Source organism: Bacillus sp. Leaf49 (genome assembly GCF_001426125.1).
GTDB classification, from domain to species: Bacteria; Bacillota; Bacilli; order Bacillales; family Bacillaceae; genus Bacillus; species Bacillus altitudinis.
Window position 1 is genome coordinate 602,100 of the sequence record NZ_LMRK01000020.1, and the last position, 13,153, is coordinate 615,252.

At 40.7% G+C, this 13,153-nt stretch carries 12 protein-coding genes; all 12 read left to right on the forward strand.

Features of this window, described 5'->3' with window-relative positions; all coding sequences use genetic code 11:
• The first annotated feature begins 81 nt into the window (after window positions 1-81).
• The 12 genes from ASG46_RS12820 (at window position 82) to spoVS (ending at window position 12,953) form a co-directional block, all read left to right on the forward strand.
• Window positions 82-558, forward strand: a complete 477-nt coding sequence (locus ASG46_RS12820) for a MarR family winged helix-turn-helix transcriptional regulator (protein WP_024720380.1) — start codon at window positions 82-84, stop codon at window positions 556-558.
• Window positions 536-3,655, forward strand: coding sequence for an MMPL family transporter (locus ASG46_RS12825; RefSeq protein ID WP_056704745.1), 3,120 nt, complete (start codon window positions 536-538; stop codon window positions 3,653-3,655). Before ASG46_RS12820 ends, ASG46_RS12825 begins: the two co-directional genes overlap by 23 nt.
• A 29-nt stretch (window positions 3,656-3,684) precedes the next feature.
• A complete protein-coding gene (gene ymfI / locus ASG46_RS12830; protein WP_024720382.1) occupies window positions 3,685-4,413 on the forward strand; it encodes an elongation factor P 5-aminopentanone reductase in 729 nt (242 codons plus the stop codon).
• Between the two features lie 72 nt (window positions 4,414-4,485).
• A complete protein-coding gene (locus ASG46_RS12835) occupies window positions 4,486-4,743 on the forward strand; it encodes a DUF3243 domain-containing protein (protein ID WP_003211590.1) in 258 nt (85 codons plus the stop codon).
• Between the two features lie 131 nt (window positions 4,744-4,874).
• Entirely contained in the window at window positions 4,875-5,666 is a 792-nt protein-coding gene (locus ASG46_RS12840; RefSeq protein WP_039166619.1) for a DUF3388 domain-containing protein, read from the forward strand.
• A 23-nt stretch (window positions 5,667-5,689) separates the two neighbouring features.
• Window positions 5,690-6,601, forward strand: a complete 912-nt coding sequence (locus tag ASG46_RS12845; protein ID WP_041507265.1) for a helix-turn-helix domain-containing protein — start codon at window positions 5,690-5,692, stop codon at window positions 6,599-6,601.
• 73 nt (window positions 6,602-6,674) lie between these two features.
• Window positions 6,675-7,256 (forward strand): CDP-diacylglycerol--glycerol-3-phosphate 3-phosphatidyltransferase, encoded by a 582-nt coding sequence (pgsA, locus tag ASG46_RS12850; protein ID WP_056704746.1) that lies wholly within the window; start codon window positions 6,675-6,677, stop codon window positions 7,254-7,256.
• 16 nt (window positions 7,257-7,272) lie between these two features.
• On the forward strand, window positions 7,273-8,523 hold the full coding sequence (locus ASG46_RS12855) for a competence/damage-inducible protein A (RefSeq protein ID WP_056704749.1): 1,251 nt from the start codon (window positions 7,273-7,275) through the stop codon (window positions 8,521-8,523).
• A gap of 176 nt (window positions 8,524-8,699) precedes the next feature.
• Complete coding sequence (recA, locus tag ASG46_RS12860) at window positions 8,700-9,743, forward strand: recombinase RecA (protein WP_007499478.1); 1,044 nt, start codon at window positions 8,700-8,702, stop codon at window positions 9,741-9,743.
• A gap of 300 nt (window positions 9,744-10,043) precedes the next feature.
• Complete coding sequence (gene rny / locus ASG46_RS12865; protein WP_003211958.1) at window positions 10,044-11,606, forward strand: ribonuclease Y; 1,563 nt, start codon at window positions 10,044-10,046, stop codon at window positions 11,604-11,606.
• An 89-nt stretch (window positions 11,607-11,695) separates the two neighbouring features.
• Complete coding sequence (locus tag ASG46_RS12870; protein ID WP_019744184.1) at window positions 11,696-12,490, forward strand: TIGR00282 family metallophosphoesterase; 795 nt, start codon at window positions 11,696-11,698, stop codon at window positions 12,488-12,490.
• Window positions 12,491-12,692: 202 nt separating this feature from the next.
• The gene (spoVS, locus tag ASG46_RS12875; RefSeq protein ID WP_003211281.1) at window positions 12,693-12,953 is read left to right on the forward strand and encodes a stage V sporulation protein SpoVS; all 261 of its coding nucleotides are present in this window, start codon (window positions 12,693-12,695) and stop codon (window positions 12,951-12,953) included.
• Window positions 12,954-13,153: the final 200 nt, after the last annotated feature.

Consider the following 13,153-nt stretch of genomic DNA (forward strand, 5'->3'; position numbering starts at 1 on the left):
TGCGAAGATATCGATTGACAATTGTTTCGGTAATTAGTTAAACTCTTTAATAGTTAAACAATCAAACTAAAGGAGCAGCATATGGTACAAAATAAAATTGCCCAGCTCATCCAGAGATATGCGGACGTCTATCTCATGATGGAAAAAAAAGTATCGAGTATGATCACGGAAAAGCTCGATAAAGAACTGACACTTGATCAATATTACTCGCTTCGATACATCAATTTACACCCAGGATGTACATCAACAGACCTTGCCATCGAATGTAATGTCAACAAAAGTGCTGTGACATCCATGACCAATCGTCTTTTTAATAAAGATTATATTTATCGAGAGCATGATCAAGCTGATCGAAGAAACGTTCATCTTTATGTGACACCCGAAGGAAAAGAAGTGGTCAGCCGAATGGAAAAGCAGCTTCAGGATCTTGTTCGGTCATATTTAGAAAAATTTGATGAAAAAGAAATCGAATCATTTATTCAAACATATGAAAAGATTTATCAAATTATCATCGAAGAGGAGGCACAACATAGTAATGAGAGCAATCATAAAGGGTAGATGGCTGATCACGATCCTTTGGGTCGTACTAGCGGCTGTATTATTAATCACCGCCCCTAATATGGCGCAATTAACAAAAGAAAAAGGGCAGATTTCTGTTCCAGATGGTTATCCCTCTTCCTACGCCGATCAATTATTAAAGAACATGTCTGAAAATGGGGATACGGAAAAATCGATCGTCATTGTCTTTCAAGGAAAGGATATCGTCAAAGAAAGAGAAGCCTCTTTAAAGAAAGCGATGGAGATTTTAGAAAAGGATCAAGATCTCCATGTTGAAGACATCACTTCTTATTTTGATGCAAACAAAGATATCAAAAAACAGATGCTCTCTAAAGATCAAACAACACTTCTTGTTCCAGTTACATACGACTCGAACAAAATCAAAGCATCCGATTTTAAAGAAAGAGTCAATGAAAAGCTTAAGAGACTGAACCTGAAATTTGAAATGACAGGGCAGCCGCTAATCGACGATGATGTCATCACAAGCTCACAAGAAGGTCTGAAAAAAACGGAATTCATTACAATTGGGTTTATTTTAATTGTTCTTGTGCTTGTCTTTAGATCCGCAGTGGCACCGTTCGTTCCTTTAGTGGCCGTGGCGCTTTCCTATTTGGTCAGCCAATCCATTGTGGCTTACCTAGTAAAGTATGTTGATTTTCCGCTCTCGACCTTTACCCAAATTTTTATGGTCGCCATCATGTTTGGGATTGGAACCGACTACTGCATCCTGTTGCTAAGCCGGTTTAAAGAAGAACTATCTCACGGAAAAGATAAGATTGAGGCGATTATTACAACATATAAGACGGCAGGTAAAACCGTTTTATTCAGCGGAATTGCTGTCCTCATTGGTTTTACGTGTATCGGTTTAGCCCAATTCCAACTGTATAAATCAGCTGTCGCCGTGGCGGTTGGTGTCGCCGTGTTAATTGTGGCACTGCTCACTGTCGTTCCATTCTTTATGGCGGTTTTAGGAAAAGTGTTATTTTGGCCGATCAAAGGCGATATTGCCCACCCGCAATCGAAAATGTGGGAAACAGCCGGTCGTTTCTCATTTAAGAAACCACTTTTCAGCTTGCTAATCGTTGCAATTATTACCCTTCCAGCGATTCTTATGTATAAAGGAACACTTTCATATAACAACCTAGACGAAATCGGCAATAAATACGAATCCGTCAATGCATTTAATACGATCTCTGACAAATTTGGACCAGGTGAAGCCCTTCCAGCAACCGTTGTCGTGAAATCATCCGATCTTTTAGACAATAACGAAGGTCTGATTGCTGTTGAAAAACTAAGCCGCGCCATTGAACAAACAGATGGCGTGAGTAAAGTAAGAAGTGCGACACGCCCTGTTGGAAAAGGACTGAATGATCTGTACGTGAAATCTCAAGCCAAAGAGCTAAATAACGGGCTTGATAAAAGTAACGAAGGGTTGAAAAAGATCCAAGATGCTCTTACAACCATGAGTAAATCAATCGAGGATCAAACACCACAAATTAAATCATCTGGAAAAGGCATTAACAAATTGATTTCTGGAACCGAATCCGTAAAATCAGGTATTCAAAACGTCGAAAAATCGATGAGAGAACTGCAAACCTATATCGATCAAAACAAAAAAGGTGTTTCTGAAATTAAAGAAAGAATAAAGGGTGCGAAAAAAGAATTAACAGATCAAGTCGCACAAGTGAATCAGCAAGTGGCACTGTATAAAAGCATTTCCAAAGAATTAAAGGCAGCATTGGCACAAGTCGATACGTCATCCTCTGCCGCAGCGGATGTGAAAGCTTTGATCAGTCAAGCGAATAAACAGTTCAGTACACTTGAGCAGCAAATTCCGCAAGTAAAAGAAAACCAATCATATCAAGCCATCAAAGCTTCATATAAGGAACTTTCTACTACCTTGCAAGAAGGAGCCAAACAGGCTGACAGCTATGCAAAACAAGCAAAAGAAGCAAAAAAACAGCTTGAAGCAGCAGATGCTTTTATCGCAAAAGCTTCAGAGCAGCAAAAAGTGTTTACAAATCAAATTGATGAGCTGATTGCTGGCTTAGAAGCCATTGAAAACGGGCTAGATCAAACGTCTAAAGGCCAAGGGCAGTTAGCTGATAGTATGCCTAAACTTGCAAATGGAGCCGGCGACATCATTCATGGTCAAAAACAAATGAAAGAAAAAATTGGCGGCTTTGGTGACGATCTGACCAAGCTGACAGATGGTCTAAACAAAAGTGTCGACGGACTTGAGAAAATTTCAAACGGTTTAATGGGTGCAGGAGACTACTTAGATGAACTGAAAAACGCACCAGATCAAGACATGGCCGGTTGGTTTATTCCAAAAGATGTCCTAAAAAATAAAGCTTTCAAGCAAGTGTTCGATTCCTATATGTCGGATGACCGCAAAATGACAAAGATTGACGTCATTTTAGAAGACAATCCATATGGAAACGACGCCATGAAAACAATTAAACAAGTAGAGGCTTCCGTCAAACGTGCACTTCCTGAAACAAACCTAAAAGATGTTTCATTTGGCGTATCTGGTGTTTCAAGTATGAACGCTGATTTAAAACAGCTGTCAGACCAAGACTTCAATAAGACGGTTTTTTACATGATGATCGGTATTTTCTTAATACTAGTGATTCTCTTCCGTTCTCTCGTGATGCCGCTTTACTTAGTTGGATCGCTGATTTTAACGTACTTTACCGCTATTGGTGTAACAGAATTTATTTTCACCCATTTCTTCGGATATCCGGGTATCAACTGGGCTGTTCCATTCTTTGGCTTTGTCATCTTAATGGCGCTTGGAGTCGATTATTCGATTTTCTTAATGGAACGGTTCAATGAATACAAAACGAAAGACATTCAGTTTGCCATGACTGAATCAATGAAAAATATGGGATCTGTTATTATGTCTGCTGCCGTCATTTTGGCAGGAACATTTGCAGCGATGCTGCCATCAGGTGTATTGTCACTCTTACAGATTGCAACACTTGTTCTCACAGGGCTTTTATTGTATGCACTCGTTGTGCTACCATTGTTCGTACCTGTGATGGTCAAATTGTTCGGATCAGCGAATTGGTTCCCATTTAAACGAAAAGAATAAGGATTCCATAAAGAAAGTAGGAACAAAGTATGAGTCGTTGGGCACTGATTACTGGTGCCAGTGGCGGAATTGGGCAGGCGACAGCCAAAAAGCTTGCCCAAGAAGGCTGCCATCTGATGCTCCATTATCATCAAAATGAACAAGCGGCTAGTCGTCTTTCCGCTGATCTCAAAGAAACATATCAAGTAGAAACGCACGTCGTTCAAGCTGATTTAGCGAAAACAGGCGGAGCAGCAGAGCTTGTCAGCCGCCTGCCGCTTGATCCAGATATTCTTGTTTTAAATAGCGGAAAGAGTCATGTTGGTTTAGTGACAGATACTGAAAAAGAAGATCTAGCCAGCATGGTGCAGCTTCATGTGACAAGTCCATATGAGCTTACCCAATCTATTTTGCCTGCCATGATCCAAAAAAAGTCAGGTCATATTATTGCAGTTAGCTCGATATGGGGGGAAACGGGTGCCTCGTGTGAAGTACTGTATAGTATGGTCAAGGGTGCTCAAAATGCTTTCATTAAAGGGCTTGCCAAAGAGCTTGCCCCAAGTGGAATTAGAGCAAATGCAGTCTCACCAGGTGCGGTTCAAACTGATATGATGAAAAGCTTCACACAAGAAGACCTTGCGATGATGGAAGAGGAGATTCCACTCGGCCGTCTTGCCGCACCTGAAGAGATAGCCGATGTCATTTGGTTTCTCGCCTCAAAGCAGTCAAGTTATATGACAGGTCAAATTTTATCCGTTAATGGTGGCTGGTACTGTTAAAAACGTGTATAATTCGTCACTCCATGACAAAAGCTATGGCTGTAATTCATCTTTTCGAATGGAGGAATCGACATGTCAGTACTTGAGAACTGGGACCATTGGAAAAACTTTTTAGGAGACCGTTTAAATCATGCGCAGGATAAAGGCTTAAAAGATGATACTATCAATAACCTTGCGTATGAAATTGGCGGATACCTGGCTAATGAAGTTGAAGCAAAGAATGAGCAAGAAAGAGTACTTGCTGACCTTTGGAGCGTCGCATCAGAAGATGAGCAGCGCGCAATTGCCAATATGATGGTCAAACTGGTTGAAAATAATAGCTCGCACTAAACAAAAAGAGGGGTCGTTTGTGCCTCTCTTTTTATTTTAACTGTTTCACAACATTGTGCTTTCTAAAAATGTGAAAATGCTTTATGATAAAGGAAGGTAAAAATTTGCCACAATGAAGGGGGTAATATCATTTGGCAAAGCTCGAATGGTATTTTGAATATGAGATACAGGTGAACCGTCCCGGACTTTTAGGAGACATTTCTTCTTTAATGGGGATGCTTTCAATTAATATTGTGACAATTAATGGTGTTGATGTATCAAGACGCGGCATGCTTCTTCGCTGTGACCACACAGAACAAATTAAGCGCCTTGAATCAATTTTAAATACAATGGAAACGATAAAAGTAACGAAACTAAGACAGCCAAAACTTCGTGACCGTTTAGCTGTTCGTCATGGAAGATACATTCAGCGTGATGCGGATGACAAAAAGACGTTCCGTTTTGAAAGGGACGAGCTTGGTCTACTTGTTGATTTTATGGCTGAATTATTTAAAAAAGAAGGACATAAATTGATTGGAATTCGCGGAATGCCGCGGGTTGGAAAAACAGAATCAATTGTTGCTTCAAGTGTATGTGCAAGTAAGAGATGGCTGTTTGTATCGTCGACTCTTTTGAAACAGACCATTCGCAGTCAGCTGATTGCAGATGAATACAGCCCGGATAACGTCTTTATTATTGATGGGATTGTGTCGACAAGAAGAGGTTCTGAGAAGCACTTGCAGCTTTTAAGAGAAATTATGAGACTGCCTGCTACAAAGGTTGTAGAGCATCCAGATATCTTTATTCAAAATTCAGAATATACAATGGATGATTTCGACTACATCATTGAATTGCGTAATAGTGCAGACGAAGAAATTACATACGAGCACGCTGAAGAACCACAAGTGTTTGATCATTCTGGTTTTTCTGGCTTCGATTTTTAATATGGTAATGGTAGGTGTTTGTTTTGACTGAATTGGGAAAACGGCTCGTTGAGGCCAGAGAGGAAAAAGGGATGTCGCTGGAGGATCTGATGGCGGCTACCAAAATCCAAAAGCGCTATTTGCTAGCAATAGAACAAGGAAATTATGATATCATTCCAGGTAAATTTTACGTCAGAGCGTTTATTAAACAATATGCCGAAGCCGTTGGACTGAATCCTGAACAATTGTTCGAAGAGTTTCGTAAAGATGTACCAAGTACGTATAACGATGAAGTGTCTGATAAATTATCAAATATTAAACCGCAACGAGAGCTGCCAAAGCCTGCCTCAAAGGTACTAGAGCTGCTTCCGACGATTTTAATCATTGGAGGGATCCTTGTGGTGATCGCTATCATTTATGTGATCGTTCAAGCGGTTAATCATGATAGCGGACAAAAAAATAATCAGGCGGCTCCTCAGCAATCAGAATCAAAATACGAAGTGTCTGAGGATTCATCGCTTGCAAAGGATCAAAAGAAAAAGGATAAAGCTTCGTCAGATGATCAAGAAAAATCATCTGAAAAAGACGATTCCTCAAAGGATTCATCTAAAGACGATGAAGATGTTTCTTTGAAGGCGACGAATACAGAGGGTTCTACGACAACGTATGAAGTATCAGGTGCAGAAGAGATGGAGCTAACCATTTCTGCCTCACAAGCTTCATGGCTTCGTGTGAGAGACGAATCTGGAAAAGTGCTGAAGATGGGTGAATTGAAAGATGGCGAATCGTTTAAAACAGACTTAACTGATCTTTCCCAAGTCGATATCCGCTTAGGAAATGCAACGGGAATCGATATCAAAGTCAATGACGAAACGCTGAAGTACGAATTAGACCCTAAAAACACCATGACACAAAACATTGTGATTGTGAATAAAGGAAAGGAAAAGTCATCTTAAGCAAGTAGATGACTTTTCTTTTGTTCCTACTATTATATACATAAAAAAATGCTTTATTGGAGGATTGGAATTCATGTTTAACTTACCGAATAAAATTACTCTTTCTAGGATCGCCTTGATTCCTGTGTTTATGTTGATTATGCTTGCTCCATTAGATTGGGGTGTCGCGCGCTTTGGTGACGTCAGCATCGAAGTCACTCACCTTGTTGGAGCGATCTTGTTTATTGTCGCTTCGACAACCGACTGGATTGATGGTTACTATGCACGTAAGCTCAATTTAGTCACAAACTTTGGTAAATTTTTAGATCCGCTTGCAGATAAATTGCTTGTTTCAGCGGCTTTAATTATACTTGTTCAATACAATCTCACACCGGCATGGATGGCAATTGTGATCATTAGCCGTGAATTTGCTGTAACGGGCCTAAGGCTTGTCTTAGCTGGAGGCGGTGAAGTGGTCGCAGCCAATATACTTGGAAAAGTGAAGACGTGGGCGCAAATCATTGCGATTTCGGCACTTCTTTTGCATAACCTGCCGTTTGAACTTGTATCATTCCCTTTTGGTGATCTTGCCATGTGGGTAGCGGTGTTCTTCACTGTTGTCTCAGGATGGGATTACTTTGCGAAAAACTGGGAAGCCTTAAAGAATTCTAACTAAAAAGGACGTGTACGCTTTGAAGTCAGAGAGAAAAGCAGAAATTATTGCAGTCGGTTCCGAACTTTTGCTAGGGCAAATTACGAATACGAATGCACAATTCATCAGCAAACAACTAGCTGAAATTGGTGTGAATGTTTATTACCACACAGCAGTTGGTGACAATCCAGAGCGTTTAAAAAGGGCCATTCAAGTGGCACAGGAAAGATCGAATTTTATTATCTTCTCAGGTGGTCTTGGACCAACGAAAGACGATTTAACAAAAGAAACCATTGCGAGTACGCTCGGTAAAGAGCTTGTGCTAAATGAAGAAGCATTTGAGTCTATTCAAGAATACTTCCGTAAAACCGGACGCGATATGTCGCCGAACAACCGTAAACAGGCGCTCGTTCTAGAGGGATCTGATGTGCTCGTAAACCGTTTCGGAATGGCACCTGGTATGTTTATACAAGAGGGAGATACGTTTTACATTCTGCTCCCTGGACCGCCAAGTGAATTGCACCCGATGTTTGAAAACGAAGCGAAGCCGCTTATTTCTGAAAAACTCGGCCTAAAGGAAAAAATCGTGTCTGTTGTCTTGCGTTTCTTTGGCATCGGTGAATCTCAGCTGGAAACAGATCTTGAAGATTTAATTGATGCACAGACCAATCCAACGATTGCACCGCTTGCAGCTGACGGGGAAGTGACGCTAAGGCTGACAGCCAAGCATGAGGATGAAAAAGAAACAGAGCGTCTGTTAAAAGAAACAGAAGCACAAATTTTAGAACGGGTCGGCGAGTACTTCTACGGATATGGTAATACATCTCTTGCCTTTGAAGCTTCAAAGGCCTTGCATGAACACGGGAAAACAGTAGCAGCGGCTGAAAGCCTGACTGGTGGTATGTTTTCAGAGTGGCTGACAGATCTCGAAGGGGCATCATCCATTTTAAACGGCAGTGTGGTTTGTTACACAAATCAAGTCAAGCAGCAAGTGCTGGGCTGCCGTGAAGAAACATTGTCTTCTCATGGTGCTGTCAGCAAAGAGTGTGCGTTAGAGATCGCCGAAGGCGTTAGAAAACTGACGGGAAGCGATATCGGTATTAGCTTTACAGGTGTGGCAGGTCCTGAACCACACGAAGGACAGCCGGTTGGAAAAGTATTTATCGGGCTATCGACAAAAGACCAGACAGACGTGTTTGAATGGATGTTTACTGGCAGTCGATCAGGCATTCGCAAGCGTGCTGTGAAATATGGTTTGCACCACCTTCTCAAATTATTAAAAGAAAGTTAATTTTGTTTTTTATGAGGTTTGCTCCTTTATAAAAGAGCGTTTTTCTAATAGAAACAGCTCTTTTCTTAAATAATCTGCCAAGAAAAAATCGAATATGTGTTCGTTTTTTTCTTGGCAAATGACGTAAAACAAGGTATAGTATAGATAGTGGAATTGATAAAGGAGGAAACAATAGAATGAGTGATCGTCAAGCAGCCTTAGATATGGCTCTTAAACAAATAGAAAAACAGTTTGGTAAAGGCTCTATTATGAAACTAGGAGAGCAAACAGATACACGTATTTCAACAGTACCTAGTGGTTCGTTAGCACTTGATACTGCGCTTGGAATAGGTGGATACCCTCGCGGCCGTATTATTGAAGTATATGGTCCAGAGAGTTCTGGTAAAACGACAGTAGCACTTCATGCGATTGCTGAGGTTCAGCAGCAGGGAGGACAAGCTGCATTTATCGATGCGGAGCATGCGCTAGATCCAGTTTACGCTCAAAAATTAGGTGTCAATATTGATGAGTTGTTACTTTCTCAGCCGGATACAGGAGAACAAGCACTTGAAATTGCAGAAGCACTTGTTCGTAGTGGTGCAGTTGATATTGTTGTCATTGACTCAGTAGCTGCTCTTGTACCAAAAGCAGAGATCGAAGGAGACATGGGAGATTCACACGTTGGTCTTCAAGCACGTTTGATGTCTCAAGCACTTCGTAAACTATCTGGTGCTATCAACAAATCAAAAACAATTGCGATCTTTATTAACCAAATTCGTGAAAAAGTAGGGGTTATGTTTGGTAATCCTGAAACAACGCCTGGTGGACGTGCACTTAAGTTCTATTCATCTGTTCGTTTAGAAGTACGCCGTGCTGAACAGTTGAAACAAGGGAACGACATCATGGGGAACAAAACGAGAATTAAAGTTGTGAAAAACAAAGTGGCACCGCCATTCCGTATTGCCGAAGTAGACATTATGTACGGTGAAGGTATCTCGAAAGAGGGAGAAATCATCGACCTTGGAAGCGAACTAGATATCGTACAAAAGAGCGGGGCTTGGTATTCTTATCAAGAGGAACGTCTTGGACAAGGACGTGAAAATGCGAAGCAATTCCTAAAAGAGAATAAAGACATTCTTCTTATGATTCAGGAGCAGATCAGGGAGCACTATGGTTTGGATACAAACGGAGTGAAATCAACTGACGAAGAAGGACAAGAAGAATTGGAATTGAATGACTAAAAAGACGCTGAAAAGCGTCTTTTTTTTACAATTACATAACAGCTAGCGGGTCAAAAGTTCTGTCTTTGCTTGAAATAACGACTTACGCCTTAGTCTGACTAGCTTGACAAGTATTTCCGACACAATTACAATGGGAATGTATCACTTGTTTTTCTTAACATGATTGATAACTAATTTAAACTTGACAAGGGCAGTGAGGATCTCATTCCCTGTGAAGGCCCTGTATGTTGAGACACAAAACAATGTACATGCCGACACTTTATTTGTAAAACCAAGTTCATAGCAAGAGGAGGTGAAAATATGTCGCCTACGATGTTTACGATCATCTCCATTTTGCTGAGCCTAATCTGTTTAGTTGTTGGCTACTTTGTTCGTAAAACCATTGCAGAAGCAAAAATATCCGGCGCAAGAAACATGGCCGAACAAATTGTTGAGGATGCAAAGCGTGATGCGGAAGCATTGAAGAAAGAAGCGCTCTTAGAAGCGAAAGATGAAATTCATTCGTTTCGTGTAGAGGCGGAGCAAGAAGTTCGTGAAAGACGTAATGAGCTTCAAAGACAAGAAAACCGTTTACTTCAAAAAGAGGAAAACCTTGATCGCAAGGACGAATCTTTAGATAAACGGGAGTCCCTGTTGGAGAAGAGAGATCATTCTCTGAATGAACGACAACAACATATTGAAGAGATGGAAAGCAAAGTGGATGATATGATTCGTTTGCAGAAAGCTGAGTTGGAGCGTATTTCTAGTCTAACTCGAGATGAAGCGAAACAAATCATTCTGGATCAAGTTGAAAATGAGCTTTCCCACGACATTGCAGTCATGACGAAAGAATCTGAAAACCGGGCGAAAGAAGAGGCTGATAAAAAAGCGAAAAACATTCTTTCACTTGCGTTACAGCGTTGTGCAGCTGATCATGTAGCTGAAACAACAGTATCTGTAGTCAATCTTCCAAATGATGAGATGAAAGGTCGTATTATCGGACGTGAGGGACGAAATATCCGTACGTTAGAAACGTTAACAGGTATTGACCTGATCATTGATGATACACCTGAAGCTGTTATCTTATCGGGCTTTGATCCGATAAGACGTGAAACAGCGAGGATAGCTCTGGACAAGCTAGTCCAGGATGGACGTATTCATCCTGCACGAATTGAAGAAATGGTGGAAAAATCACGCCGTGAAGTCGATGATTATATCCGCGAGATGGGTGAGCAAACGACATTTGAAGTCGGAGTTCACGGTTTGCATCCGGATCTCATCAAAATTCTCGGTCGCTTAAAATTCCGTACAAGTTATGGACAAAATGTCCTGAAGCATTCAATTGAGGTTGCACATCTTGCAGGTCTCATGGCTTCAGAGCTTGGAGAAGATGCAAAGCTTGCAAAACGAGCAGGTCTTCTGCATGACATTGGAAAAGCCATTGATCATGAAGTAGAAGGAAGCCACGTGGAAATTGGCGTTGAGCTTGCGACGAAATATAAAGAGCATCCTGTTGTCATCAACAGTATTGCATCTCACCATGGTGACCAAGAACCGACATCTATTATCGCTGTTCTTGTTGCGGCAGCCGATGCATTATCTGCAGCACGCCCTGGTGCAAGAAGTGAGACGCTTGAAAATTACATTCGGAGACTTGAGAAATTAGAAGACATCTCTGAATCTTATGAAGGTGTTGAAAAATCGTTTGCGATACAAGCTGGACGTGAAGTGCGTATTATGGTGAAGCCAGATTCAATTAATGATCTTGAAGCTCACCGTCTAGCAAGGGATATTCGTAAGCGGATTGAGGACGAGCTCGATTACCCTGGTCACATTAAAGTGACAGTTATTCGAGAAACTCGCGCAGTAGAGTATGCAAAATAGAGCGGTGCGCTTAGCGCCGCTTTATTTTTTTGTGTAAATATGCAACACTGATAAGAAGATCATTTTATAAGAGAAAGGGTTCAAAACGTATGAAAATATTATTTGTTGGAGATATCGTTGGTTCACCTGGCAGAGATACACTGAAAGAATACTTGCCAAAGCTAAAGAAAAAATACCAGCCACACTTTACGATTGTCAATGGAGAAAATGCGGCTCATGGGAAAGGTCTTACTGAAAAAATCTATCACGAGCTGCTTCAAGCTGGGGCTGATGTGCTCACGATGGGGAACCATACATGGGATAAAAGAGACATTTTCGATTTCATCGATGATGCACCCCATATTGTTCGTCCGGCAAACTTCCCGCAAGGTACACCAGGTAAAGGGCTCACTTTTATTAAAAAACAAGGTAAAGAACTAGCTGTCATCAACTTGCAAGGCCGCACATTTTTACCTCCGATTGACTGCCCATTTCAAAAAGTAGATGAGCTCATAGCAGAAGCTTCAAAACGTACACCGTTTATTTTTATTGATTTTCATGGTGAAGCCACAAGTGAAAAGCAAGCAATGGGTTGGTATACAGATGGCCGTGCATCATGTGTCGTTGGAACGCATACACATGTTCAAACAGCAGATAACCGTGTCTTGCCAAAAGGAACTGCTTATATTTCGGATGTTGGCATGACTGGTCCTTATGACGGTATTTTAGGTGTTGATCGGGAAACGATTATTAAACGATTTAAAACGAGCCTCCCTGTCCGTTTTGAAATTGCAGAAGGCCGCACGACATTAAGTGCAGTGATCGTAGAAATTGACGAACCGTCGAAAAAAGCTGTCAAAATTGATCGAATTTTGATAAATGATGACCATATTTTCTTTGAATAAATATTCACATATTTATTTCAGAAAAATATTAATCAGAAAGAAGGAATATGCGCCCTCTATCGTGAATATAGTAAAAATGGTAGGTAGCCTGCTATTTTTGAAAAACATTTTGGGGATGGATTTTCAAAAAAATAGCAACATCTAACAAAGATTGTTCTAATGAACACTCACTTATCCATTGTAAATTTAAGGGGGAGCAAAAATGGAAATTTTAAAAGTTTCAGCAAAGTCAAATCCAAATTCAGTAGCAGGAGCATTAGCCGGCGTTTTACGTGAACGCGGTGCAGCGGAAATACAGGCTATCGGCGCTGGAGCACTGAATCAGGCGGTCAAGGCTGTCGCCATTGCAAGGGGATTTGTTGCGCCTAGCGGAGTGGATTTGATATGCATTCCAGCCTTTACTGACATTCTTATCGATGGAGAAGAAAGAACAGCAATCAAACTGATTGTTGAACCACGATAATTCTAATTTTATTATTTTCAACCTGCTTACATCATGTAAGCAGGTTGTTTTTGTTTACCGCTATACATTTCTCATATAACATATTTCTTTCACAAAATAGATAGAAAATGACATATTAGAGCTTGCATTTTTTCACCATGATGATAAATTAAGATTAAGTTGAAAATACTTCATCAAAAATAAATATTTAAGTAGGTGAA